Source organism: Vulcanisaeta sp. JCM 16161 (assembly GCF_001316285.1).
In genome coordinates this window covers 1-21,779 of record NZ_BBDO01000008.1, presented here as the reverse complement: position 1 = coordinate 21,779, position 21,779 = coordinate 1, and the positions used below count along the sequence as shown (strand labels likewise).

Here is a 21,779-nt window from a genome sequence, read left to right as displayed (position 1 = left end):
CGGCCTTGGGCAGATAAACGCTTATGGCCTAGCTCACCTACTTCCATACATAACACCGAGGTATTTCTTCATATCTCAAATACAGATTGGCTAGGGTAATAATGAAGATTTATCAAAATCAAAATTCATCATTCAATCTCACTATAATTTTAATTAAATCAATAACGCCTCTCTAATTCCCTCTATTATTAGTGATACGGCCCACGCATGATTATCAGGCTTAGGAACCTGCCAATGAACCTAAGCATGTTACTCCCAATGAGCCTAATTATTGTGAAACTAAACCTAATCACCAGGTAAGTAATTAGGGATGCAATGAGTATGCTAATTATGACCTCGGGAATCCCGTAATACGTGGTGAAGAGCATCACGGAGGTTATCGCGCCAGGCCCAACGAGCATTGGCGTCACTATTGGCGTGAATATGAATTCCTCGGGGCTTAGGCCCATGGTCCTGGGGGCGCCTTCCCTGAGGGTGTCGATGCCTATTACGAGCAGTACTATGCCGCCGGCTATCCTGAAGTCTGCAATACTAATGTTGAAGGCCTCCAGTATGTACTGCCCAACCACTGCGAATATTATTAGTAGTGATGGTACGGCAATCGCGATTATCCTGAGGGCTTTCCTGAAGACCTCGGGCTTTTCAATCCCGGGCATACTGACCATTATTGGCAGTGCACCAACTGGGTCCACTATTGCAATTAGTTGTGTGGTCATTATCAATACGTCAATTGCAATACTCATTATCCAATGATGAGGCTTAGGTCCTTTAAAAGAGTTCACTATGTACGTTGCTATGACATGTTTACATCCTAATTTTTCTAGCCTTAATTAGAAACTTTAATAAATTAATTTAGTAATCAAATCATTGATATGGCATCTGGAATATCTAGGGTAAGGAGGGTTAGGAGAAGTATGGTGATCACTAAATTGCCATATGTAACGAAAATATACATAAATTACCAAGTCCTTATACCAGCCAGTTTAGTTAAGGCTCTCAATATTGAGAATGTTACCTACGCCAACATAACCATTGAGTACTTCGGCCAGGAAATAACCCTTGAAAAGGTTAAGCTATTGAGAACTAGGAACACGGCGAGTAGGCAATTCACAATACCGAAGGAGGTCAGGGAGAAGTACGGGATAAAGCCACTCGACGAAATAAAGATTAAGTCGATAATACCCATTGAGTGATTGCTGTTAAGTAGGTAAAAATATAAAAAGGCCCTTAACTCCATAGGCACGTATGCCCATTAGCGACCCTGAGAAGCTTAGGATAGCCATTGAGCATAGGTTCAACTACTGGATATGTAGGGAATGCGGGGCTAGGAACCGCCGGGCGCTGAGAAGTGTAGGAGATGCAAGAGCAAGAACCTGAGACCAAAGAGGTTCAAGAGGTAACCTGTTCGATCCATCCTTAATCCTAGTGTATTACCTAACTACGCACACCCATCGTTAGTACTGTCGGTGCTTAGATAAAAATATAAAGAGGTGGTTTGAGCTTTATGTAATGGAGGACGAGGATAAGTACGAGGAGGAGTCTGAAAACGAGGAAAGTAATGAGGAATCCACGGGTGGTGAGGACTACTCATCACTAATCGATAAGGCACCCGAGTGGAGTGTTGGTGTTATACTGTATAACGGTAATGCATACCCACTGGCAAAGTCCAAGTTTAGGAAGAGCGAGTACTACTTCTCACCGAGTTGGAGGCCTGTGGCTAAGAACGTTAGTGGCGATGTAGTTGTTCTTAGGGATGGGAAGGTAAGTAAGTATAGGATAAGTAGGCGTGGGGATAAGTATTTACAAGTAGTTTTAATCTAATGAACGCCCTAACACAGCAATTAATCCTATTAAAACCGAGACCTCTCGTCAACACGCCTCAACACAGCCAACAACTTATTAACAACCTCCGTTGGGCTTCTACCAAGTATCACAATCTCAGGCTCCTTACCCCAATCACCAAGGTGGTAAATAATGTCGGGAACCCTACCAACGCTCTTTATGGCCTGCTCGGTACCCCAGGGTATTGAAGCGCCTTCCCTAGCCTTAACCTCAGGTGGTTCCTGCCTCCTATCGTAACTACCAACACATAACCAAGCTCCTTAGCAGCCTCTATCACCCTATCATCGTATTTAATATTCATTGCAGACCTAACCTCTGGGTCGTACTTCATGGCCGTGAGTATGTAATTAGCCACGTGAGAGCTCGCACCGAAGGTTGGTGGGCCACTTGGCCTGGCCTTACCCATGTACCTAACTATCCTGCCAGGTATTGCGGCTACATCATTTAAATCCCTGGCATAAAAGGCAGGTAATGCATAGCCTAGGTTTGACTGGACCTCGGGTATGTAATTTCCAATTAGGTCGGCGTTATCCTCAATCATCCTTAACGCCCTATTCATCTCATCAATAACGTCGGCCCTATAGGCCTGAGTTCAAGCCATGCCATGGGGTTGACGGGTCCATGGCCATGGCCAAGCGGTAATGAGTACTTAATAGCCGTGGTTATTAACTCCTTAGCCAACTTAATAGCCTCCCAGGGATCCAAGCCCCTCGCCAAACCGGCGGCTATGGCTGCAGAGAATGAGCAACCAGTACCGTGGGTATTCTTCGTGTCAATTCTCGGAGCCTCAACTCCCTATACTCACCGGAGTCCCTGAAGTAGACAATGTCAATACTCTCATCACCTGTTAAGTGACCACCCTTGACAATGACTATCTCTGGGTGAAGCTCCTCGGCAATTACCTTAGCCGCCTTCCTGGCGTCATCGAGGGTCTCGACACGAAAACCAGCCAGGTGCGACGCCTCAGGCGCATTCGGCGTCACAACCTTGGCAATGGGTATTATAACGCGCTTTAGGGTTTCCATGGCCTCGGGCCTAATGAGCGGGTCACCGCTCTTGGCATACATAACAGGGTCGACAACCAATGGAAATCCCCACCTCCTGACTGCGCGGGCTGCGGCTCCATGATCGGCGAACTACTCAGCATGCCAGTCTTGGCAGCATCAACGCCTATGTCCTCAGCCACGGCATTTATCTGAGCCTCGACTATTGATGGGTCAATCTCCTGGACAGCCCTAACACCAAGAGTGTTCTGCGCGGTCACGGCTGTTAGGGCGACCATCCCGTAAACCCCCAGGGCGTGGAATGTCTTTAAGTCGGCCGTAATACCGGCACCGCCGCCTGAGTCAAGCCCTGCTATTGTTAGTGCCCTTGGTATCTTCATGCAAGATAATGCGCTTATTATGATTATATAAAGCTTTTATTAATGATGGACCCACGAGGGGGTAGACTGAAAGTAATTTATAAATCGAAATGGCAATTAAGGTATTGGTGAAGGAAATGAGGAGGGTCCTGGAGGTATTCCTCGTAATACTAATCACGGTGATAACACCATTAATAGTGCATGCCTCACAGAACATTGGTGATATTAATAATGTTGGTGATATTAATAATGCTGCGAGTAACGTGACGAGTACGATAAATGACTTCATGAACTCAATAACCAATAGCACGGAGAATGTAATAAATACGGCGCTCGCCGACCTAATATCGTTCACGAACTTCCTAAAGAACGTAATCTACAACGCATCGACGGTGCTCGCAATACTCTTTGGAATTATTGGTGGCTTCCTATGGCTATCGGGCATTAGCCATATCGTGGACGCAGACTGGTGATATCCGCAATACTACTTGCGTTGCTGGCAATTATAATAGCCCACATATGAATGAGCAAATGATTTAAGGGGGCTTAATGACCTGGTGATTTAATGCTTATTGATATTCTTAAAAGCATGGGCTTTAAAAGGAGTGACAGCAATAATTATTGGTTTAAGGATTATGGGAATAACGTAATTCTTAAGGTTACGTCCCAAGGCTCGAATGAGGTTGAGATCGAGCTTGACATGCCAATACCAACGGGCATAAACCCACAATCACTGGATAATCCTGAGGAAGTAATCAAATCGATAATGAACTCACCAGTCACTAAGGACCTACGGCAATCACTGTCCCACGCATTGAGTGACTTACTAAAATTGAGATTAACAATAAGCATGAGTAATTAAGGGTTCTTAGCCTGAGTCGTGGACTGCCTAATCCTAATTAATTCCCTGGCTATTAGCGTTAGTAACCTCCTCTTATTTATCGAGCCAAACCTCCTAACCGCGGAGTCCCTCTTCACGGCGACGTAGCCATGAGGTCCCTCAAACCAATTACTGGGGTGCTTCTTATCGCTGTAAACCTCGAACTCAAGTCCTAGGTTGCTGACGGCCTTAACCAACTCCTCAATTGTTGGTGACCTAATAGCCATACCATTGGGAACCTTCCTGCCAAGCCCCTGCTCTTACTTGAGTCGAAGTAGACAGTCCAAATAATCCAGTAGTCCCTCTTATCCACAAAGGCTAGAAAGCCCGCTAATTAATAATGCTTTACCTCCTATCCCTCAAGAAACACGGCGTTTACCACGCCATCCTGCCCAGGCCTTGACGTGACCACGGCTCTGCCTCTCTCGGTCTCGATAATCGCGCCCTTAACGATGATATCCCTCTTAGCCAACTCCCTATTCGCCGGTGTTTCAAGCACCCTAAGTATCTTCACCTTGATGGCCTTACCCTCCTTGGGAATGTATAGGTTAGCGTACTGCGCACTGACGGCCTTAACCTTAACATTACCACCAAAGACCCTAATCACCCTCCTAACATCCCTATCGGATAAGGTCGTGTTTGTCGGTGGACCGCCACCAAGCGCCTTCCTCTTAACCTTATACGGCCTAGCCTATAACCACCACTGGGCTTCTTAGTGTCCCTACCCTGGTAGAAGCTCAGTAGCTTAACCACGAAGACCCAACGCGGGCATTGCCTTTAAAAGATTTTGCCTCGTGGAATTAATGGTGATGATGCGTCCCGTTGCGGAAATCATGAAGAACCTAACTCCTCGCTGAGGTGCAGGTTTTGCACATATAACAATGTATTAAGGTATTTGATAAATCAATGAGTCAAGCAATGAGTAATGGGTATAGGCATGAAAAGGCCTCCCAGGACCTAATTAATAAACTCCATACCAGGATTGGCCTCAATAAGCATCGACAAAACACCCATGAACTCGGGAGACTATTAAGAGGTAGGGTACGTGAGAATAGGAACTTAGTACTCTCGCTAAGCCTTTGCATGAGCTGTGGCGCATGCCTAACGGTATGCCCAGCGTACCTGGCAACAAACGACATCAATAATTCACCCCTCGGTAGGGTGGCCCTGGCCAGGTCATTAATGCGTGGTTACATTAATGAGGACTTGATAGACAGGGCATACACATACTTCTGGCAATGCCTAACGTGCAGGAGGTGCGCCTGGGCCTGTCCCTTCGGCGTTGACGTGGCCGACATCTCAAGGACCATTAGGTCATTACTCTACGAAGTAGGCTTGGCACCCAACTACGTGGCTGGGTGATAGATAACCTGGAGTCCGTGGGTAACTTCCTCGGTTTGCCCGAGGACGTGCTCAGGGAAGTAATACTGAACGTGGTTAACCAGGTCCGGCTTGAAAAGGGCGTTGACATTAAGGTTAAGATTAATGAACCTGCATACGCATTGCTACTACCCTCCGCCTGCGCTGACTATACAGTGGCCATAAACACGTTTAAGGGCTACGTACTACTACTCAGTGAATTAGGGATAGACTTTACCCTGAGCACCAAGGCTCCGGACATTACGAATTACGGCTTATTCATGGATGAGAGACACATGAAGCTCATTGCAGATAGGATTGTGGAGGAGGCGCGCAGGTTGGGCGTGAAGCTGGTGGTGGCTGGCGAGTGTGGTCATGGTTGGAGGGTGTTCAAGAATTACGTAATACCGAGGCTTAGGGAGTTCGGTATTGAGGGGACACACATACTCTACATAGCCGCGGATGCCATAAGGAGGGGCTTGATTAGGTTGGATCCATCCGCTAATGGTGGCTTGACCTACATATACATGGACCATGCCATTACGCCAGGGGTGGTGACCTGGTTAGGGAGCCGAGGTTCATATTAAGTAATGCGGTGATGCGTTATGTGGAATTGAATGATAAGCCCGAACTAGCCATATGCTGCGGAGGAACAAGTGGAATGCTGGCTAAGGAAATGGAGGAATTATCCATTAAATACGCAGAGCTCTGGTACCAAAGGGCGATTGGCAAGGGCACGGACTGCGTGGTGGTGTCATGCGCAGCCTGCAAACTACAGATGGATAGGGTATTACCAAGACTAAATAAATTGTACAACCGTAAATTAACATTCACAGGGCTAATGGACCTAGTGTATAAAGCCATGATACCGAAAAGCATCGAAAGGCGAATCACCCCTCACTAATCCTATGGACAACACCTTTAATTAAACCCTCTCTATCCCAGCTCAATGATTGACTACGCGTTTTATAAACGCGTCATGGAGTTTCTAGCCAGGTACCTAGGTCTTGAGAATGAGCCATTATACATGAAGGTTCTTCGCTATGACAATGTATTAAACGGTGTTAAGGTTCTAATCGCCATTTACAGAGTAAGAACTAACGAATTAATTACCTACTGCGCAGTAAGGTTTGACAATACGATGGGCAAGGCCGAACCAACGTGCAATGAGGATAGGGAGTACGTGGAGAGGGTGTATGGAGAGATGACCTAATGAAGCATCACACTGAAAAGCTTAAAATTGCCCATGAAATGACAACCACGGGAGCCGTAGTTTAGACTGGTCTAGGATGGCGGCCTGTCGAGCAGCAGACCGGGTTCAAATCCTGGTGGCCGTACCTCGAAGGATGATGTTTGTGTTTTGTTTTTATCGGGCCCGTGGGCTTTGGGTGGGGCAGTTTAGGTTTTTCATTGCCTTGGCCGTCTTCCAAGCCCTCTCGACCTTGTCCTCGTTCATTACCTCCTCATGCATTCTCCTAAGCACTCCGCAGACCTTCCTCGCGAGCTCTTGGTCTTTCTTAACCTCACTCATGCCCATGTAGACCTCGAATCCGCCTTTCAACGGCCTCAGCCCAGCCTCGTAGCCCGCCCTCTTGAGTCCCTCCAAAATTGCCACGGCATCCTCAAGCCCCTTACGTTTAGTCCTAAGCTCAACTGTGCCGCTGTCTCTCACGTGAACGGTCATCCTAATGCCATCAACAACCTCAACCATTGACTTGCCCAAGGGCTTGGGCTCCATATTCATTAGTTCGATTAATCGTCTTAACTTCTCCGCATCGGGCAGCGAGCTCAAGTCATCAATTAAAGCCTTGATCATTGGGTCGCTGAGCATTTTCCTAGCCAATTCAACGGCTTTTGAGGATTTAACCGCGTAGGTTATGATATACCCATAATCATCCCTCTTCCTAAACCCAAGACCCTTAAGTCTCTCGATTAAGTTGCCCCACAACTCGAGCTTCGACTTACCCATATAGAGCCCAACCCTCTTTTTCTTAATGTTCACGCCACCATCACCAAGTATTATGTATAACACGAACGTTGGGAACTTCTCCTCGCCGAGCTCGCCGGCTTCCTCGGCGACTTCAGCCTTTTCCTTGAACACGCTCCTGTGGTCAGTAGCCCTTAATTGCCACCTAACGCTCACATCGCCATCATTGAGGCCCAAGCCATTTATCCACATGTGGTTCTTCCCAGGCCAAGCCAGCAGCCACGCAAAGGCTTGCCAAAGCTGGCTAGTGCCCATCGCTGGGTAGCCATCCTTATTGATTGCACCATCAGTAAGCAAAAGCCCACACCACATTGCCCTCAATTTACCATCACTGAATAGCTTAGGTACAACCACATGAACGCCCTTGAGGCCAGTGAACGATATCTGCATTGTTATGCCTCCCGTCTTAGCAACCCTTGATATCTCAATTGCCAAGTCCTCAGTGTACAGGTGCGCCGTGAAGCTCTTGTCCTTATTGAGCGGCTCGCCGCTTATGATTATCCTTGCTCCTCCACTCCCTAGTTTATTGATTAGCTCCTCGAGCTCTGGTCTATAGGTCTCGAGCCACTTTTTGCGTGCCTTCCTGGCTAGTTCGAGCATCCTCTTGCCGATGTCGAGCATCGCCTCCTAAGGTTTGCGATGTCCTCGTCGTTGCCCTCTCTAATCCTAGCCTCGATCCTCTGCAGCCAATCGCTCAGCGCCCTTATTGACTCATCAAATGGAGTTGCAGAATCACTAAGCAACATGCCTCTGTGTCTCTCTACTCGGCTGAGGAACTCATTGATTAGCCTCATAACCTCCTCAACGACCCTCGGATCATCAACAGGCTCACCGCACCTTAGGCGTTTAGAGCCCCTGGCCTTCCTACCCCAGCAAATCTCTAGAGCCATGGAGACATCCATGGACTAATTCCCAACAGAGCTAATAAGCCACTACCGAGCCAATGCCGAATTGGCTTAGGTAAGCAATTGAGAGGTGGTCGATAAGGTCGGTGCAGTTCGTGTACATCGTGGAGAGAGCCCTAAGCAAGGCAATGAGGCACATAGTCAAGTCGTTGATTGTCGGCGATCGAGCAGCAAGGCTGTGGGCTCGCCAACCACGCACGGCGTTAGGCTCAAGGCACGCATCAAGGAAGCACCAATATATGCCCACTCAAAACCGCATGAGACAACGGGCATTTTAGAATCAAAACGTAAAACAGTCTCTACCCCATCATAGACGCATCCAATCCCGTGAATGACGGAAAACGCTTTTAAATAAGCAATGAATTACCCAAACTGGGGCCGTAGTCTAGCCTGGCTAGGATGCACCAGGTAAACCTGGGTCCAACGGCCTGGGGAACAATCCCCGTACGGAACGCCGGTGAACCCGGGTTCAAATCCCGGCGGCCCCACCACGTCCTTATTGGGAATTCGATTAGTATTAATTGCCGTTATTAATACCGGGTATTCCATGCCTTAGTTTATCCTTAGGGACTATCCTACAGTACATTACTGTTTCCCCATGCTCCTTATTCATTATGAAGGCTTTAAGCAATTCAATTTTCTCTATTCACTGTATATTAAATACTCTGAATATTCCTAGAGAGTCTCGGGAACTACAAATGAAGAAATGAAGTAAGTAGCCATAAGCATTTAAAAGCAGTTTAAGGATACAATTTAAGCCCGAACCCTAACTTAGGTTAAATATTGGTTCGTTTATCATCACTACTTTACCATTATTGTCCTCGACAATAATGCTCCTTTCGCCACCGTTTACGAAGATTGAGACGGTCTTTACCCTGCCCATGTTTCCTACCGTAATAGCTCCCTGTATTATTCTCTTAAACTCCCTATAATGATCTCCACAGCAGAAGTATAACTTGGCACCAGCGACTTCCTGATAGGCACCACCCACGGCTTACCGCACACCTTACACCGAAGTGCCCCATTAATACTTAGGTAGGTGCCTGTTCTCTTATTATAACCGCATAGGGCGCAACCAGTGTATTCATCGCCGACCTCTTTACCATTAACTAAAACCCTCATTATCCAAGGTTAATTATTGCCCTTATTTTATCGTATTCGCGACTTATAATTTTTTTTATGAACAGTTATATTTATTAATATTTATTTCAATATAAATAAATACATACTAGTAACACGCATATAGTCAAGAATTTAAAATTCCCAGCTACACATATTGAGTCATGATGTTAGGGAGTACGGCTGAGGGTGATGATGTGGTCCTTCGCTGATACTAGTAAAGTTTTTAATTTGTGGTTGTGCACGCTGGTTGTATGGTCTTGCTTGATGTCTTGGCGAATGCGTTGACAATGATTAAGAACGCGGAGATGAGGGGTCATAGGGAGGTGATTATTTGGCCGTCTTCCAAGCTAGTGGGTAATGTTCTCAGGGTTATGCAGAGGTATGGCTATGTTGGCGAGATTGAGTTTATCGAGGATGGTAGGGGTGGTAAGTTCAAGGTTCAACTTCTCGGTAAAATAAACGATGTTGGGGCCATAAAGCCAGGTTCAGCGTTAGGGTTTCCGAACTAATGAAGTGGGAGGAGAAATACCTACCTGCCAGGAACGTGGGTATACTAATCCTCAGCACCTCAAAGGGCGTGTTATCGCACCTGGAGGCTAGGCAGATGAACGTTGGCGGTGTCCTCATAGCCTACGTCTATTGATAGTGGTAAATTTAAAAAGGGCATTAACAAGGTGCTTCTGCGATGTCCACGGAGGAGAATAAGCCACGGAGCAGGAGACCCAACAACCAACAAGTGAGCAGGCCGCGCAGGTAGCTCAACAGACGGAGACTCAGCGCAGCAACAGTCTCAGCAGGCGCCTGGGCAGGCGGTGGCTAAGCCAGAGACCAAGCCCGAGGTTAAGGAGGTGAAGCTTCCAAGGCCTAGGGCTTCGTTGAGCGATAAGTTAAGGAGGTTATTGAGGCTTAGGTTGTTGATGGAGAGGAGGGAGCCGCGTTGGATGAGGATGGATGAGTGGAGGTACCTAAGGATTGCCCATGGCGAGCATTGGCGTAGGCTAGGGGTAACGATAATAAGATTAGGCTTGAGATTAAGGGCTACCCGAAGAGGGTTAAGGTTGGTTATGGTAAGCCGAGGCTGGCCAGGAACCTGCACCCAAGCGGTTTCAGGCTCGTCATTGTTCATAGGCCTGAGGATGTCGATAAGGTCGACCCAACGAAGGAGGCAATAGTAATAGGCAGGACTGTGGGCCTTAGGAAGAGGATTGAGATTGTTAAGAGGGCTATTGAGAAGGGCGTGAGGGTAATGAACGTGACTAAGGACGTAATTGAGGAATTAAAAAAAGGCTCAGTAATTACGACTTTAATTTCTCGTTGAACCAATCAATGATAGTCCTTAACCTAGTGATTTTATGATTTGGCTTACCAAACCTGGATAAGTCGTGGTTCTCCCCTGGAAATATTACCATCCTGACCTCCTTACCCAGATACTTTAACGCCGTGTATAGTTGTATCGCCTGTTCAAACCAGCAACGATAGTCCTCCAATGAGTGTATTATCAATAGTGGTGTCCTGACATTTTTCACATACATAATTGGCGATTTGGCCATGTAATTCTCTAGATTTGACCAGAAGTCCTTATCCTCATTCCCGCCTATTTGATCATTGGCGAAGTAAGGCCCTATGTCACTGGCGCCGAAGAAGCTAATCCAGTTGGATATTGACCTATCGGTGATTGCTGCCCTGAACCTATCCGTATGCGTTATTATCCAGTTGGTCATAAATCCACCATATGACCCACCAATGACCCCCAATCGGTTTGGTCTATGAAGTCGTAATTCTTAACAACGTAATCAAGGCCCTCCATTAAATCCTCATAATCCCTCTCGCCGTAATGCCCACGTATGTCCGCAAATTCCTCATCATAACCATCACTACCCCTTGGATTCATGAAAATAACAACAAACCCCTCACTCGCCAGTAACTGGAACTCGAACATGAACGAGTAGCCGTAGGCGGTCTTCGGGCCACCGTGGATCTCCAAAACCGCTGGATACTTAATGCCCTGCTTAAACCCTGTGGGTCTCATTAACCAACCCTCAACCTCCCTACCATCGCTGGCGCGGAACCTGAAGGTTCGGGCCTGGAGAGCTCTACGGAATTAACCCAATTATTGAAGTTCGTTACCCTCTCCTCACCACCATTAAACCACCTGTACAATTCCGTGGGCCTGACTGGTCCATGGATATGAAATATATGGCGCCGTCCCTCATGACCACGAAGTCCTCAATACCCCTCTCACCACCGATTACCGTCTCAACACCACCATTAACACTGGCCCTAACGAGCTTTGCAGACCCGCCATCCATCATTATGAAGTAAACCCAATCACCAACCCACTGAAGCCTTATCGGCGGTGGTGAGCCCCTAACATCACTATTGAGGCTATTACCAACGCTCCTATCAACACCCTTCATTAAGTCGATTACTTCACCGCCCTCAGGCCTTATGAGTAATACGTGGTCATGCGTTGCGAAGCCCCTATGAAGGTCATTGCCGACCAATGCCAAGTACTTACCATCCGGCGACCACCTAATCGCCGATATACTGTAATTACTAAGGATCGCGTACCTCTCATTACTCTCCAGGTTTAGTATCCAAACTTCATTCCTATAGGGCTTGAACCTGTCACTGCTCACGGCTATGGCCGCCCTCTTACCGCCTGGTTCAACGTCGTACGCCACAACATCAAAATTGCCACTGGTTACCTGCCTAATGGAGCCACTCATGTCCAGTGAGAATAGGTGTGACCTGAATGTGTGTATGAATCCCCTGCCATTAAACCAGAGGGGCCAGTCATCGACAAACTTTACGTCCTCCTGTACAGGACCGACATTACTGATGAAGTACATGGCCCCATTGGCAATGCGTAAATCATTAATGCCACCAGCAACATACGCTATTTTCACGGCCTCACTACCATCGAATGGCAGGTACCAAACCTCAACGCCAGGCTTATCCCTACCAAGCCCCCTCCTCGATAGGAATATTAGGCCCTTGGTACCCAGGATCCTTGGTGAGAAGTCGCTATTACCCCTCGTGACCTGCCTCAGTGACTTACCGTCAAATACCCAGACGTTCCTTTCGTAATCCTCCATGGAATCCGCGACCTTGGAGACTGTGAAGGCAAGCATGCCTGTATCAATATCCGCGTTTAAATCATGAACCATCCTCACCAACCTCAAATCCTCAATCACCAACTTCCTAACCATTAATGATGTAGGAAATCCCTGGGCTATTAAGATTTCACTTAGTCGAAGGTCAATGAGTTAGTATGCTTGCCGCAATAATTACTAGGAATATGAGTTCAGAGAGTTCGTAATAACCGTAATACCTAAGGTTATTGCAATTACGTGATAAGTAACTCAACACGCCATTCACGTATAGGTAAGCCCCACCAACATGTATTACCAGGGGTAGCCCAGCTATGCCTAATAATGCTGCGCCATAATGATTAAGTAGGGCGTAGGCCAGGAGTGCCATGTAGTAGGCACTTTCGTAAATAGCTATTGGTAGGCCAATACGTCTCGGCACGACTAAATACCTCAGGCTAGCGAATGCGATTGTCACATGTATAATAATCATGGTTGCCGTGAGAGTAAACACCAGGTCTGTGAATGACACCTCTATCATGCATTATCGTGATAATAAATTTCTTATTTACGTGGCTAGTCACGGCCATACCGTCGTCATAAGTATCGAGGAATTCAATGAGTGAGAGATTAAGTCGTGATTTAACGAAGATTATGAGAGTAAACGATGTTTATTTAACCGTTAACTTCCTAGCCTCCCTCTCAGTCTCCCTAAGCATTACAATGTCCCCAACCCTGACAGGCCCTTCACGTTCCTCGTTATTACCCTACCCTTATCCCTACCCTCGAGTATCCTAACCCTAACAATACTGACCTCACCTGCAATCCCCGTCCTACCCAATATTTGAACCACCAATGCCGCGACTGCATCCTCATAAGGACTAAACCTCTCAACCTTGGTCTCCTCGCTCACTTGGATTCACCCTTCCTAGCAGCCCTCTTGGCGGGTGCCTTCTCAGCCGGCGGCGCTGCCTGTGGCTGCGGCAGTTGTATTGGGTTGAGGCCCGCCTTAACCCTAACATCATTTATCTGCTTAACAAGGTTCTCCAACTCAGCAGATGCCTGTCCAGGGTCAATGATGACCGCAGACGCGGCCGACGTGTTCTGCAGACCTGCGGCCTTGCCGAGTCTCTCCTTACTCGGCACGTATACGTACGGCACGCCCTTCTCCTCGCAGAGGATTGGTAGGTGAGCAACAATCTCCGGTGGATCAACGTCCTCGGCTATGAGGACTAACTTGGCCAATCCCCTCTCGACAGCCTTAGTCACCTCATTTGTTCCCTTCTTTATTTTACCCGTCTCCCTGGCCGCCGATAACACCTCATACGCCTTCTCGGCTATTTCCTGCGGCACTGCGAATCTAACGTAGAATGGCTTCCCCTGTGGTGGGTTTGCGTAAAATGTCTTTGGGTCTATACTTACTGTTGCCATACTCGTCTAAACCGTGAAATTGGCATTTATAAGTATTTTTCAATACGAAACAAATGAAGGGATTACTTTGAGGCTATGTGTAGCGTACTCCTCGTGGCCTTAAGGCCGGGCTCGCCGTGCTGAACAATCTTGGTGGTTATTGCGAACTCACCGAGGTAGTGGCCGATGTGCCATGGACTAATCGTGACTGGTAGGTAGGTAATGCCGTTGTAGACCGCGACCGTTAAACCAACCATCTCAGGCAGTATTATCATGTCCCTGGCATGGGTCTTAAGGGTCACCTTCTTGCCCTCGGCCATGAGCTTTTTAGCCTTCCTAACCTTCTCAAGGAACTTCCTATGCTCAGGCTTTAAACCCCTCATTAACGACCTCCTCTGCCTAGCCGGTAATAACTTAATGAACTCCTCCATGGACATCTTAGAGATCTCCTCAAACGTGAAACCCCTGTACCTAAATCCCTTCCACTCCTCCTGCGGTATCACGCAGCCGTCAACCAACCTTCCTACCAGCCTCAGCACCCTCCTCTTCCTCCTTAGCCGCTGCCGCGGCCGGCGCAGCGCCGGCTTCTCAGCAGCCTTCTCCGCCGCCTTACCAGCAGCCTTGGCTCCAGCCTTCTCCTCAGCCTTACCCGGTGCCTTTGTCTCTGGCTTCTTCGACATTCAAAACCGCAGTAGCCGCCTTATTTATAACTTTTACTCGTTGCGTGACTTATGGATTTATTAATCGTTTTACCTATATAAAGCGGTATTTAAATGAATTAATTTTAATAAGGTACTTAATAAGCAATAATTAATATGACGGAGGGGGTTAAGGTTCTTTGGCGGCCTAGCGAAAGTGTGATTAGGAATTCTAACATATTGAGGTTCGTTAATTGGCTTGGTGAGGTTTTTGGTCTTAGGTTTGAGGTTTCCATTGATGACCCCTTGAGGAATGTGGGTAATTATGATAGGCTTTGGAGGTGGAGTGTTGAGGATCTCGAGAACTTCTGGGTTAGTATCTGGCAGTACTTTGGTGTTGTTTCCCACTCACCCTATACTAAGGTTCTCGAGCCAAGGACGATGCCTGGTGCCCGCTGGTTCATTGGTTCTAGGCTTAATTATGCGGAGCACGTGTTTAAGGCTGCCCGTTGGGGTGAGGAGGCTGTAATCTACGTCAAGGAGGATGGGCTTAGGAGGAGCCTTACGTGGGATCAACTGTATAGGGAGGCCGCGGCCTTGGCCTATTGGCTTAGGAGTGTTGGTGTTGGTAGGGGTGATAGGGTCGCCGCGTACGTTAGCCAGGTCCCAGAGGCCGTGGTTGCCTTATTGGCTACGGCGAGTATCGGAGCCATTTGGGTCGGTGTTGGCGCCGAGTTGGCCCCTAGGGCAGCAATTGATAGGTTTAACATGCTTCAGCCCAAGGTCTTGATCGCGGTGGATGGTTACCCATACAGGGGCAAGGTCTTTGATAAGTACGGCGACATCAAGCAGATTGTTGACTCAGTACAGAGTATTGAGAGGGTCGTCGTGGTACCAAACATGAGGGACTCAGTGGAGCTAAGCCTTAGTAAGCCGGTGCATGATTGGAGGGAGGTCACGGGCAGGAGGGGTATTGGGCTCTCCTTCGAACCCATGGAGTTCAACGAACCACTATGGGTATTATTCACGTCGGGGACTACGGGTATACCGAAGCCCGTGGTCCACAGCCACGGCGGCGTCCTCCTCGAGGCGTACAAGGTCGGTCTTCACATGGATTATAAACCAAGCGATAAATTCACCTGGTACACGACACCGTCATGGATGATGTGGAACTTCACGGTCGATGCCCTGCTCTTCGGTACGACAATACTATTCTATGATGGTGATCCAACGGCCAGGAACTTCGAGCCCTACTGGGAGATTACGGAGAAGGAGGGCCTCACAATACTTGGTCTCAGCGCGCCCTATATTCATGCCGCCATGAAGTCCACCATAGAGCCTGGCAGGCAATTTAACCTGAAGACTCTTAGGGAGATTGGCTCAACGGCGGCGCCACTATCGCCGCAGGGCTTTGAGTGGGTTTACACCAAGGTTAAGGAGGACGTGTGGCTGGCGCCAATAAGCGGTGGTACAGACGTAGTCTCGGCATTCGTTGGGGGCTGCCCAATACTGCCCGTGTGGAGGGTGAGATGCAGTGTAGGTGGTTGGGGGCTGCGGTTAATGTGTATAATGAGGAGGGCAAGCCCGTGGTTAATGAAGTTGGTGAGTTGGTCATCGAAAAGCCCATGCCCTCAATGCCCATCTACTTCTGGAACGACCCAGACTACAACTGGTACAGGGAGTCCTACTTCAGCATGTTCCCGGGCGTGTGGAGGCACGGTGATTGGGCCATGGTAACGGATAGGGGCACGGTAATAATCAGTGGGCGTTCAGACTCAACGATAAAGAGGAAGGGGATTAGGATTGGGACCCTGGACATCTACAAGGTCGTTGAGTCCCTGCCTGAGGTCGTGGGTAGCTTAGCCGTTGAGGTCAAGAATAAGTTAATACTCTTCGTAGCCCTGAGACCCGGCCTACAACTAACCGAGGAGTTGAGGAGGAAGATAAACGACGCATTAAGGAGTCAGTTGGGGCCTTACTACATCGCCGACTACATAATACAGGTCCCGGACATACCAATGACTAGGAACTACAAGAAGCTTGAGGTGCCCATTAAGAAGGTCCTAATGGGCTGGCCCATTGATAAGGCTGTGAACATAAATGCCGTGTTAAATCCTGAGGCTTTTTATGCCGTTATTGAGCGTTGAAGCCGTATATGGATGAAATAATGAAGGAGTGATGTCTCCTTAAACCTTAGTTATTTATTTTTATAAAATATCAATGGAAATAACGGAGTGATTAATGGACCCAAGGCTCAGGAGGGTATACGCGAGGTGCGTTGTCGAGGTCGAGCGCGGGACCCTACCAGACCTAGTCAATGATAGGTATGATTACCTAATGATAGACCTGGCGAGCATAACCTACGGTCTCAGGGACCCAAGGACATTCCTAGTGAATGTTAGGCTTGCCCTTGACTACGACTACCTAAGGCCAAGTGTAGTATTCGTGATTGATTACTCAAGGCCTGAGCATAGAGCCGTCGCTGAGGTCAGGGTTAAGTGGCTTAGGGAGTTAAGTCTCGATTACATACTGGCGGAGGATGAGCCAGCCGAGGTTAGGGCGGCCAAGGAATGCCTGAGGAGGAGTAGGTGCATAGTCCTTAGTAGGGACTACGACCCACTCACCGTGATGGACGAGATGATACAGCCAATAAAAATAACCGAGAGGGCGTGGATAAACAGGAGAATAACAATAAATAAGGAATGCCTAAGCAATTATTTAAAAGAGAAAAATAACTAATGGCATATGCAAGTATCTTTACCTACTCATTTAAATAAATACCCATGCCTAATTCTCGTTATTCTTGTTTCCTATAGGAAACAGATTTATAATTAAGCTGTTTCCTATTTATATCGAACTCACGGTATGAGTATTGAGAGTGTGCTTAGGGAGGTTATTGAGGAGTGGTTTGCCTTTAACCTGCCTAGGGTTATACCTAGGGATATTTCGTACCTACTACCTGAGGGTTCAGCCCTCGCGTTGGTTGGTCCTCGTAGGCCGGTAAGACGTACTTCATGTATTGGATCGCCCAGGACTTAATGGGTAGGGGTTGGCCTAGGTCAAGCATTGTCTATATTAATTTTGAGGATGTCAGGTTAAGCGTTCTTAGGCCAACGGACTTTGGCGTGTTTCTTAAGGTCATTAATGAGGAGGCGCGTGAGTACAATGGCAGGATATTGCTGATGCTTGATGAAGTCCAAAACCTGCCAGAGTGGGGTCGCTGGGTGAGGACCTACTTGATAAGGGTAGGTACTTCGTGATACTCAGTGGTTCATCATCAAGGGTGAGGGCTAGCGATGTGGCCACGGAGTTGAGGGGCCGCTACATTGATAGGTTAGTGCTGCCGTTCTCCTTCAAGGAGTTCCTAAGGGTTAGGGGTTTTGAGCAGGAATTCCTGGAAGTGCCTGAGAAGCGCGGCAAATTACTTAATTACCTGAGGGATTACGTACTCAATGGCTTCCTACCCGAGGTGGTGCTTAGGCCGGAAATGGCCAGTGACCTGGTCAGGACGTATAGGCAGACGATTATTTACAGGGACATAATCGAGAGGTACAGGGTTAGGGATGCGGCGTTCTTCGAGACCTTCCTGGAGATTATTGAGAATAACTTTGGCGGCTATGTCTCGATAACGAAATTGAGCAACTACTTTAGGAGCTTAGGTATTAGCAAGAGCAAGAGGACGCTCAGTAATTACCTTAAGTACCTGGAGGAGTCCTACTACGTAATACTTGTTCGGAGGTTTGGGTTCTCAAGTAGGGAGGTCATTAAACAGCCAAGGAAGGTGTACCCAATAGATACGGCATACTTCAGGAGGAGGTCCATTGGGCCTATGATGGAGGGCGTGGTTGCTGTGGAACTAATGAGGAGGGGCCTTAATTATAGCTACCTTAAGGTAAATGATTACGAGGTTGACTTCATAATTAATCAAGAGCCAGGGAGTACATCCAAGTCACCTACGCATCGTCAATGGACGAAATCGATAGGAGGGAGTTCAAGGCCCTAGTTAGGGCTAATGAGGTCCTCGGCCGTGGAATGACTAGGGTAATTAGTTGGGACCTGGAGGATGAGGTCGAGATCGAGGGGATCAAGGTAAAAATAACACCGCTCTGGAGGTGGTTGCTTGCAGGCTAAATGCTTAAAGTCCATGACCGCAACACCAATCGGCGATGCAGAGGTTAAGGTGTGAGGCAAGTAATGATGAGTTATTAAGGACGATGATGATCATCGAGGAGTTAAGCCCATATTGGGGACTCATAGGCATTAAGATTGAGGACGTGGGTAGGGACTGCGCCGTGGGATTCGTGGAGATAGGCAGGAAGCACCTTCAGATCCTGGCACGGTACACGGCGGGGTCCACGCGGCACTGGCCGACGCGATAGCATGGGTAGCCATAATAAGCCATTACTACCCAAGGTACGTAATCGCAGTGACCACAGACCTAACAGTGAAGTACCTAAGGCCAATAACCGAGGGGGTGCTAAAGGCCGTGGCAAGGATAACACACATCAAGGAACCAATGGCACTCATAACAGTGGAGCTAAGGAATAAGAGCAATGAATTAATAGGAACATCAACAGCAACCTACTGGGTAACACTAACTAATAAGTCATTAAACGACTTAATAAACGAATTAAGAGGCAAAACGTGAACATTGTGGAAAGCTTTCGAGTACTTCTTCCTGGGTCGTTCCATGCAAATTTTGCCATGGCTCGGTAAGCTGAAAGTTGTTTTTCGTAATTCATTGTATGGTTTGTTTTTAATTGGGGCTTTTGTTCTTGTTTTTAATGGTTGGTCTAGATGTTAGTTCGTTGATTAGGTGGATTAGTGGTCGTGAGGTTTTGTTGGGTGGTTTTCGTACTAGGTTTAGGGATAGGGAGTTTGAGGTTGAGGCTTTGCTTGGTGATTTGTTTAGGTTTGAGCATGTTGGTGTGGTTTATGGGCCTTTGGGTGCTGGTAAGTCTACGTTTCTTAGGTTGTTTATTAGTGGTGTTGAGGAGCTTGGCGGTGATGTAGCTGGTGTTTATATTAATTATGATGGTGCAGTTGTTGATATTCTTTACCGTGGGGTTAACGCGGCCAATGCCAGGGATGCTGTGGTCAATTCGGTGCTTAACGTTGTGGTCTCCCTGTCTGGGGCGTCCATTGGTGTTTCAGCGGCTTTAAGCGCTATCACCACGTTAGTGAGGAGACTCTTTGAGTTGGTCAGGGGTTGGGGCGTTGATCGTGTTGTGATCGTTCATGATGATTTAGATAGGTGGTTGACGTCGAGGGGCTTGGGTAACGCCGTTATAGGTCTCGTGGGCTTGTTATCGAATTTATACGAGGGTGGGCCAGCGAGTGTTGAGAGGCCCTGGGGCAATAAGTACAGCGTCACTTACCTGGCGCTAAGTGATTACACGGCGGTGGAAGTAGCCAATAGGTATAGGGGTAAGGGTGGGCTGCATTCAATGCTCATGTGGAACCTACCCAAGGGGCCATTTACGGAGTTGATCCTCGAGTTAGTGGGGAGGCGGGACGTTGACGTTGAGTTGCTGTGGCAGTTGCTCGGTGGTAACCCAAGGCCCTATCACAGTTGGCCACCGCCTATGGCTGGAGCGTGGATGCCTGGCTTAGGGATGCCATTAACGAGGTCATTAAGGTGCTGAATGAGGAGAAGGAGAGACTGGGCCTCGGTAGTGTTGATGAGGTTCTGAACACCGTGATTAGGCGCATTGGGCAGGACACAGGGCCAGATAACCTAGTACTAAACACGCCACTTCATGCAGAGCCACTGCTGAGGAATAACATACTCATTGGCATAAGCTCCACGGCAATATCACAACTACCAAACGAGCCATGGATAGGGAGGCACTACGCATATCAATCACCAACTTACTATTGGATAATCAAGGCTATGGCCGTGAAGGGTACAATAAGCATTGAACCAAAGGACGTTATTAACCCAGTAAGATTAACTGCTCATGAAAAGTTTCTAATGATTCCACCTTAATCAAGGCATGATAGGTCTTATCACGTATTAATAAGCTAGAATTAGGTCATGTATTTTATACTGACACTGCTTTTAAGAGACCACGGCTCTATCTATGTTTTGTGGAGGTTCCTCGGGAGGTTTTGTTGGTGGTTTCGGTACTTAGGGGACTTGGCCTTAGGGTTTTTCTTATTGGTGCGAGGCTCTGGCCTTCTACGGTATTATCAGGGAGACGGGCGATTGGGACTTGACCATCGATAGACCGTTTAGTGTTGAGGTTAGGGATGCAGTGACGAGGAGATTGAGGGATTTGGGATTTCTCGTGCAGTGGCGTAGGTGGGGATTCTACGTTGATGCCGGCGCTGTTCATATTGATATTAATTACATGCCCCTGACACTTGATGAGGAATTCATCAATAGGTCCAGGGCCTTGGGAGATATCCTCGTCCCATCAATTGAGGATTTAATAATCCTTAAGTTGATGAGCGGTGAGGATAAGGACGTGGAGGACGTCAAGAAGCTACTTAGGCTATCCAACCTGGACACTCATTACCTGCTAAGGCGCTCACGTGATGCGGGTGTTGATAAGGATTTATTAAGGATTGCCAGGAGAGTTGGGTTGAGGATTGATGGTTAGGGGGTTCGTGTTTGACGAGGGCTGTGTAATCATTGATAATGTTAGGATACCCATTGAGGTGGCTAGGGCGTTGGGCGGTTATGGCTGCTCCTTCACCGGCTGGACCGCATTGGCAATACACGCCGGTAGTAAGTTATTGATTCCATACCACCCAAGCTACCTCGAGATTGCCTGCCCAGACATTGACGCAGTTGTTAACGGCCTCAGGGAACTCGGCCTAATGATTTGGCGCGGGAGGCGTTGGGCCACGGTCGGCTGGGTCTATAGACCCTCAGGGTCGCGCTGGGCGAGTTGAGGATTTTCGAGGAGAGGGTAAGGAGCGATGGTGAAAGGTGTGGGTTGGGCATTGCCTCGGTCGAAGACGCCATTAACCACGTAATGCACCTTAGGGAGCACGTGAGGGACCTCAGGCTCATTGAGAAGTACTCAAACGGCAAAGTAAGGCCGCCGACCAAGTTAATCGCAAGGAGGCGGGGAGGACCAATTTTTAATGGGTAGCACATCAATGACGACGTATCACGACTCAGAACCGCCCCTCATCTCCCTCAATGCCTCAATAGCACCCTCAACATACAA

Annotated in this window: 33 protein-coding genes, 1 tRNA gene and 7 pseudogenes; 26 read left to right on the top strand and 15 right to left on the bottom strand. The window is 47.9% G+C overall.

Annotated features, from left to right (window positions below; translation table 11 throughout):
* Positions 1-188: 188 nt before the first annotated feature.
* Positions 189-743, bottom strand: coding sequence for a MarC family protein (locus tag JCM16161_RS10720; RefSeq protein WP_243671419.1), 555 nt, complete (start codon positions 741-743; stop codon positions 189-191).
* A gap of 129 nt (positions 744-872) precedes the next feature.
* Between JCM16161_RS10720 and JCM16161_RS10715 the strand changes: the two genes are divergently transcribed.
* The 3 genes and pseudogenes from JCM16161_RS10715 (at position 873) to JCM16161_RS10710 (ending at position 1,821) form a co-directional block, all read left to right on the top strand.
* Complete coding sequence (locus JCM16161_RS10715; RefSeq protein WP_054855841.1) at positions 873-1,193, top strand: AbrB/MazE/SpoVT family DNA-binding domain-containing protein; 321 nt, start codon at positions 873-875, stop codon at positions 1,191-1,193.
* A 52-nt stretch (positions 1,194-1,245) separates the two neighbouring features.
* Positions 1,246-1,400: pseudogene (locus JCM16161_RS18235) on the top strand (50S ribosomal protein L40e).
* 109 nt (positions 1,401-1,509) lie between these two features.
* A complete protein-coding gene (locus JCM16161_RS10710) occupies positions 1,510-1,821 on the top strand; it encodes a hypothetical protein (RefSeq protein ID WP_054855840.1) in 312 nt (103 codons plus the stop codon).
* 29 nt (positions 1,822-1,850) lie between these two features.
* On the opposite strand, the pseudogene JCM16161_RS10705 reads toward JCM16161_RS10710, so the two are convergent.
* Positions 1,851-3,226: pseudogene (locus tag JCM16161_RS10705) on the bottom strand (bifunctional hydroxymethylpyrimidine kinase/phosphomethylpyrimidine kinase).
* A gap of 107 nt (positions 3,227-3,333) precedes the next feature.
* Between JCM16161_RS10705 and JCM16161_RS10700 the strand changes: the two are divergent.
* Both JCM16161_RS10700 and JCM16161_RS10695 read left to right on the top strand, forming a co-directional pair.
* Entirely contained in the window at positions 3,334-3,678 is a 345-nt protein-coding gene (locus tag JCM16161_RS10700; protein WP_243671418.1) for a hypothetical protein, read from the top strand.
* A gap of 116 nt (positions 3,679-3,794) precedes the next feature.
* Positions 3,795-4,067 carry a hypothetical protein gene (locus JCM16161_RS10695; RefSeq protein ID WP_243671417.1) on the top strand — a complete coding sequence of 91 codons (273 nt, stop codon included), beginning with the start codon at positions 3,795-3,797 and terminating at the stop codon, positions 4,065-4,067.
* Here the strand turns inward: JCM16161_RS10695 and JCM16161_RS10690 are convergent.
* The 3 genes and pseudogenes from JCM16161_RS10690 to JCM16161_RS10685 form a co-directional block, all read right to left on the bottom strand.
* Entirely contained in the window at positions 4,064-4,312 is a 249-nt protein-coding gene (locus tag JCM16161_RS10690; protein WP_243671416.1) for a signal recognition particle subunit SRP19/SEC65 family protein, read from the bottom strand. The two genes, JCM16161_RS10695 and JCM16161_RS10690, sit on opposite strands and share 4 nt — an antisense overlap.
* The gene (locus JCM16161_RS18230; protein ID WP_243671415.1) at positions 4,258-4,398 is read right to left on the bottom strand and encodes a hypothetical protein; all 141 of its coding nucleotides are present in this window, start codon (positions 4,396-4,398) and stop codon (positions 4,258-4,260) included. The genes JCM16161_RS10690 and JCM16161_RS18230 overlap by 55 nt, the downstream gene beginning before the upstream one ends.
* A gap of 39 nt (positions 4,399-4,437) precedes the next feature.
* Positions 4,438-4,838, bottom strand: a pseudogene (locus tag JCM16161_RS10685) (30S ribosomal protein S8e).
* Between the two features lie 153 nt (positions 4,839-4,991).
* On the opposite strand from JCM16161_RS10685, the gene JCM16161_RS18225 reads away from it, so the two are divergent.
* From JCM16161_RS18225 to JCM16161_RS10675, 4 genes are read left to right on the top strand one after another with little or no spacing between them, the layout of a single operon-like run.
* Positions 4,992-5,447 carry a (Fe-S)-binding protein gene (locus tag JCM16161_RS18225; protein WP_243671414.1) on the top strand — a complete coding sequence of 152 codons (456 nt, stop codon included), beginning with the start codon at positions 4,992-4,994 and terminating at the stop codon, positions 5,445-5,447.
* Positions 5,444-6,031, top strand: coding sequence for a hypothetical protein (locus tag JCM16161_RS18220; protein WP_243671413.1), 588 nt, complete (start codon positions 5,444-5,446; stop codon positions 6,029-6,031). Before JCM16161_RS18225 ends, JCM16161_RS18220 begins: the two co-directional genes overlap by 4 nt.
* Positions 6,025-6,348: a heterodisulfide reductase-related iron-sulfur binding cluster gene (locus JCM16161_RS18215; protein ID WP_243671477.1), complete on the top strand. Its 324-nt coding sequence runs from the start codon at positions 6,025-6,027 to the stop codon at positions 6,346-6,348. The genes JCM16161_RS18220 and JCM16161_RS18215 overlap by 7 nt, the downstream gene beginning before the upstream one ends.
* Positions 6,349-6,393: 45 nt before the next feature.
* Positions 6,394-6,657, top strand: coding sequence for a hypothetical protein (locus JCM16161_RS10675; protein WP_054855838.1), 264 nt, complete (start codon positions 6,394-6,396; stop codon positions 6,655-6,657).
* Positions 6,658-6,810: 153 nt separating this feature from the next.
* Here the strand turns inward: JCM16161_RS10675 and JCM16161_RS10670 are convergent, their stop codons facing one another.
* The 3 genes from JCM16161_RS10670 to JCM16161_RS18205 are packed head-to-tail and all read right to left on the bottom strand — an operon-like array spanning position 6,811 to position 8,583.
* On the bottom strand, positions 6,811-8,052 hold the full coding sequence (locus JCM16161_RS10670; protein ID WP_243671412.1) for a hypothetical protein: 1,242 nt from the start codon (positions 8,050-8,052) through the stop codon (positions 6,811-6,813).
* The gene (locus tag JCM16161_RS18210) at positions 8,019-8,333 is read right to left on the bottom strand and encodes a hypothetical protein (protein WP_243671411.1); all 315 of its coding nucleotides are present in this window, start codon (positions 8,331-8,333) and stop codon (positions 8,019-8,021) included. Before JCM16161_RS18210 ends, JCM16161_RS10670 begins: the two co-directional genes overlap by 34 nt.
* A gap of 19 nt (positions 8,334-8,352) precedes the next feature.
* Complete coding sequence (locus tag JCM16161_RS18205) at positions 8,353-8,583, bottom strand: hypothetical protein (RefSeq protein WP_243671410.1); 231 nt, start codon at positions 8,581-8,583, stop codon at positions 8,353-8,355.
* A 127-nt stretch (positions 8,584-8,710) separates the two neighbouring features.
* Here JCM16161_RS18205 and JCM16161_RS18200 point away from each other — a divergent pair.
* Positions 8,711-8,827 (top strand) — tRNA-Pro (locus JCM16161_RS18200).
* 275 nt (positions 8,828-9,102) lie between these two features.
* Here the strand turns inward: JCM16161_RS18200 and JCM16161_RS18195 are convergent.
* Positions 9,103-9,327, bottom strand: coding sequence for a hypothetical protein (locus JCM16161_RS18195; RefSeq protein WP_243671409.1), 225 nt, complete (start codon positions 9,325-9,327; stop codon positions 9,103-9,105).
* Between the two features lie 382 nt (positions 9,328-9,709).
* On the opposite strand from JCM16161_RS18195, the pseudogene JCM16161_RS10660 reads away from it, so the two are divergent.
* Both JCM16161_RS10660 and JCM16161_RS10655 read left to right on the top strand, forming a co-directional pair.
* Positions 9,710-10,101 (top strand): annotated as a pseudogene (locus tag JCM16161_RS10660) (30S ribosomal protein S8).
* Positions 10,102-10,306: 205 nt separating this feature from the next.
* A pseudogene (locus JCM16161_RS10655) lies at positions 10,307-10,776 on the top strand (50S ribosomal protein L32e).
* On the opposite strand, the pseudogene JCM16161_RS18190 reads toward JCM16161_RS10655, so the two are convergent.
* The 6 genes and pseudogenes from JCM16161_RS18190 to JCM16161_RS10630 all read right to left on the bottom strand — a co-directional run bounded on the left by JCM16161_RS18190 (position 10,754) and on the right by JCM16161_RS10630 (position 14,499).
* Positions 10,754-11,487, bottom strand: a pseudogene (locus JCM16161_RS18190) (S9 family peptidase). The pseudogenes JCM16161_RS10655 and JCM16161_RS18190 overlap by 23 nt on opposite strands.
* A gap of 94 nt (positions 11,488-11,581) precedes the next feature.
* Positions 11,582-12,670, bottom strand: a complete 1,089-nt coding sequence (locus tag JCM16161_RS18185) for a hypothetical protein (RefSeq protein ID WP_243671408.1) — start codon at positions 12,668-12,670, stop codon at positions 11,582-11,584.
* A 49-nt stretch (positions 12,671-12,719) separates the two neighbouring features.
* On the bottom strand, positions 12,720-13,091 hold the full coding sequence (locus tag JCM16161_RS10645; RefSeq protein WP_054855836.1) for a hypothetical protein: 372 nt from the start codon (positions 13,089-13,091) through the stop codon (positions 12,720-12,722).
* Positions 13,092-13,221: 130 nt separating this feature from the next.
* Positions 13,222-13,463: pseudogene (locus JCM16161_RS10640) on the bottom strand (30S ribosomal protein S28e).
* Positions 13,460-13,981 (bottom strand): 50S ribosomal protein L7Ae, encoded by a 522-nt coding sequence (rpl7ae, locus tag JCM16161_RS10635; RefSeq protein ID WP_054855835.1) that lies wholly within the window; start codon positions 13,979-13,981, stop codon positions 13,460-13,462. Before rpl7ae ends, JCM16161_RS10640 begins: the two are co-directional and overlap by 4 nt.
* Positions 13,982-14,043: 62 nt before the next feature.
* On the bottom strand, positions 14,044-14,499 hold the full coding sequence (locus JCM16161_RS10630; protein WP_243671476.1) for a 30S ribosomal protein S19: 456 nt from the start codon (positions 14,497-14,499) through the stop codon (positions 14,044-14,046).
* 276 nt (positions 14,500-14,775) lie between these two features.
* On the opposite strand from JCM16161_RS10630, the gene JCM16161_RS10625 reads away from it, so the two are divergent.
* The 14 genes from JCM16161_RS10625 to JCM16161_RS10585 all read left to right on the top strand — a co-directional run bounded on the left by JCM16161_RS10625 (position 14,776) and on the right by JCM16161_RS10585 (position 21,701).
* A complete protein-coding gene (locus JCM16161_RS10625) occupies positions 14,776-16,335 on the top strand; it encodes an AMP-binding protein (RefSeq protein WP_243671407.1) in 1,560 nt (519 codons plus the stop codon).
* Positions 16,329-16,745, top strand: coding sequence for a hypothetical protein (locus tag JCM16161_RS18180; protein WP_243671406.1), 417 nt, complete (start codon positions 16,329-16,331; stop codon positions 16,743-16,745). Before JCM16161_RS10625 ends, JCM16161_RS18180 begins: the two co-directional genes overlap by 7 nt.
* Positions 16,746-16,839: 94 nt before the next feature.
* Positions 16,840-17,337: a hypothetical protein gene (locus tag JCM16161_RS10620; RefSeq protein WP_054855834.1), complete on the top strand. Its 498-nt coding sequence runs from the start codon at positions 16,840-16,842 to the stop codon at positions 17,335-17,337.
* Between the two features lie 126 nt (positions 17,338-17,463).
* Positions 17,464-17,637 carry a hypothetical protein gene (locus tag JCM16161_RS18175; RefSeq protein ID WP_243671405.1) on the top strand — a complete coding sequence of 58 codons (174 nt, stop codon included), beginning with the start codon at positions 17,464-17,466 and terminating at the stop codon, positions 17,635-17,637.
* Positions 17,613-17,858, top strand: a complete 246-nt coding sequence (locus tag JCM16161_RS18170; protein WP_243671404.1) for an AAA family ATPase — start codon at positions 17,613-17,615, stop codon at positions 17,856-17,858. Before JCM16161_RS18175 ends, JCM16161_RS18170 begins: the two co-directional genes overlap by 25 nt.
* Positions 17,810-18,601 (top strand): ATP-binding protein, encoded by a 792-nt coding sequence (locus JCM16161_RS18165; protein WP_243671403.1) that lies wholly within the window; start codon positions 17,810-17,812, stop codon positions 18,599-18,601. Before JCM16161_RS18170 ends, JCM16161_RS18165 begins: the two co-directional genes overlap by 49 nt.
* A complete protein-coding gene (locus JCM16161_RS18160; RefSeq protein WP_243671402.1) occupies positions 18,565-18,729 on the top strand; it encodes a hypothetical protein in 165 nt (54 codons plus the stop codon). The genes JCM16161_RS18165 and JCM16161_RS18160 overlap by 37 nt, the downstream gene beginning before the upstream one ends.
* 35 nt (positions 18,730-18,764) lie before the next feature.
* Positions 18,765-18,977 carry a hypothetical protein gene (locus JCM16161_RS18155; protein WP_243671401.1) on the top strand — a complete coding sequence of 71 codons (213 nt, stop codon included), beginning with the start codon at positions 18,765-18,767 and terminating at the stop codon, positions 18,975-18,977.
* Between the two features lie 11 nt (positions 18,978-18,988).
* Positions 18,989-19,246, top strand: a complete 258-nt coding sequence (locus tag JCM16161_RS18150) for a PaaI family thioesterase (RefSeq protein ID WP_243671475.1) — start codon at positions 18,989-18,991, stop codon at positions 19,244-19,246.
* Between the two features lie 136 nt (positions 19,247-19,382).
* Positions 19,383-20,243: a hypothetical protein gene (locus JCM16161_RS10605; RefSeq protein ID WP_054855833.1), complete on the top strand. Its 861-nt coding sequence runs from the start codon at positions 19,383-19,385 to the stop codon at positions 20,241-20,243.
* The gene (locus tag JCM16161_RS10600) at positions 20,171-20,587 is read left to right on the top strand and encodes a hypothetical protein (protein WP_243671400.1); all 417 of its coding nucleotides are present in this window, start codon (positions 20,171-20,173) and stop codon (positions 20,585-20,587) included. Before JCM16161_RS10605 ends, JCM16161_RS10600 begins: the two co-directional genes overlap by 73 nt.
* 226 nt (positions 20,588-20,813) lie before the next feature.
* Positions 20,814-21,203 carry a DUF6036 family nucleotidyltransferase gene (locus tag JCM16161_RS10595; protein ID WP_243671399.1) on the top strand — a complete coding sequence of 130 codons (390 nt, stop codon included), beginning with the start codon at positions 20,814-20,816 and terminating at the stop codon, positions 21,201-21,203.
* A complete protein-coding gene (locus tag JCM16161_RS10590) occupies positions 21,196-21,498 on the top strand; it encodes a hypothetical protein (RefSeq protein WP_054855831.1) in 303 nt (100 codons plus the stop codon). The genes JCM16161_RS10595 and JCM16161_RS10590 overlap by 8 nt, the downstream gene beginning before the upstream one ends.
* Positions 21,495-21,701, top strand: coding sequence for a hypothetical protein (locus tag JCM16161_RS10585; RefSeq protein WP_054855830.1), 207 nt, complete (start codon positions 21,495-21,497; stop codon positions 21,699-21,701). Before JCM16161_RS10590 ends, JCM16161_RS10585 begins: the two co-directional genes overlap by 4 nt.
* Positions 21,702-21,779: the final 78 nt, after the last annotated feature.

Excerpts from the sequence above, each read along its gene's own strand:
- JCM16161_RS10720 (WP_243671419.1), bottom strand. The coding sequence starts at position 743 with ATGAGTATTGCAATTGACGTATTGATAATGACCACACAACTAATTGCA.
- JCM16161_RS10715 (WP_054855841.1), top strand. The coding sequence starts at position 873 with ATGGCATCTGGAATATCTAGGGTAAGGAGGGTTAGGAGAAGTATGGTG.
- JCM16161_RS10710 (WP_054855840.1), top strand. The coding sequence starts at position 1,510 with ATGGAGGACGAGGATAAGTACGAGGAGGAGTCTGAAAACGAGGAAAGT.
- JCM16161_RS10695 (WP_243671417.1), top strand. The coding sequence starts at position 3,795 with ATGGGCTTTAAAAGGAGTGACAGCAATAATTATTGGTTTAAGGATTAT.
- JCM16161_RS10690 (WP_243671416.1), bottom strand. The coding sequence starts at position 4,312 with ATGGCTATTAGGTCACCAACAATTGAGGAGTTGGTTAAGGCCGTCAGC.
- JCM16161_RS18225 (WP_243671414.1), top strand. The coding sequence starts at position 4,992 with ATGAGTCAAGCAATGAGTAATGGGTATAGGCATGAAAAGGCCTCCCAG.
- JCM16161_RS10675 (WP_054855838.1), top strand. The coding sequence starts at position 6,394 with ATGATTGACTACGCGTTTTATAAACGCGTCATGGAGTTTCTAGCCAGG.
- JCM16161_RS10670 (WP_243671412.1), bottom strand. The coding sequence starts at position 8,052 with ATGCTCGACATCGGCAAGAGGATGCTCGAACTAGCCAGGAAGGCACGC.
- JCM16161_RS18210 (WP_243671411.1), bottom strand. The coding sequence starts at position 8,333 with ATGGATGTCTCCATGGCTCTAGAGATTTGCTGGGGTAGGAAGGCCAGG.
- JCM16161_RS18185 (WP_243671408.1), bottom strand. The coding sequence starts at position 12,670 with ATGGTTAGGAAGTTGGTGATTGAGGATTTGAGGTTGGTGAGGATGGTT.
- JCM16161_RS10645 (WP_054855836.1), bottom strand. The coding sequence starts at position 13,091 with ATGATAGAGGTGTCATTCACAGACCTGGTGTTTACTCTCACGGCAACC.
- rpl7ae (WP_054855835.1), bottom strand. The coding sequence starts at position 13,981 with ATGGCAACAGTAAGTATAGACCCAAAGACATTTTACGCAAACCCACCA.
- JCM16161_RS10625 (WP_243671407.1), top strand. The coding sequence starts at position 14,776 with ATGACGGAGGGGGTTAAGGTTCTTTGGCGGCCTAGCGAAAGTGTGATT.
- JCM16161_RS18180 (WP_243671406.1), top strand. The coding sequence starts at position 16,329 with ATGGTAACGGATAGGGGCACGGTAATAATCAGTGGGCGTTCAGACTCA.
- JCM16161_RS10620 (WP_054855834.1), top strand. The coding sequence starts at position 16,840 with ATGGACCCAAGGCTCAGGAGGGTATACGCGAGGTGCGTTGTCGAGGTC.
- JCM16161_RS18175 (WP_243671405.1), top strand. The coding sequence starts at position 17,464 with ATGAGTATTGAGAGTGTGCTTAGGGAGGTTATTGAGGAGTGGTTTGCC.
- JCM16161_RS18170 (WP_243671404.1), top strand. The coding sequence starts at position 17,613 with ATGTATTGGATCGCCCAGGACTTAATGGGTAGGGGTTGGCCTAGGTCA.
- JCM16161_RS18160 (WP_243671402.1), top strand. The coding sequence starts at position 18,565 with ATGGACGAAATCGATAGGAGGGAGTTCAAGGCCCTAGTTAGGGCTAAT.
- JCM16161_RS18155 (WP_243671401.1), top strand. The coding sequence starts at position 18,765 with ATGCAGAGGTTAAGGTGTGAGGCAAGTAATGATGAGTTATTAAGGACG.
- JCM16161_RS10605 (WP_054855833.1), top strand. The coding sequence starts at position 19,383 with ATGGTTGGTCTAGATGTTAGTTCGTTGATTAGGTGGATTAGTGGTCGT.
- JCM16161_RS10590 (WP_054855831.1), top strand. The coding sequence starts at position 21,196 with ATGGTTAGGGGGTTCGTGTTTGACGAGGGCTGTGTAATCATTGATAAT.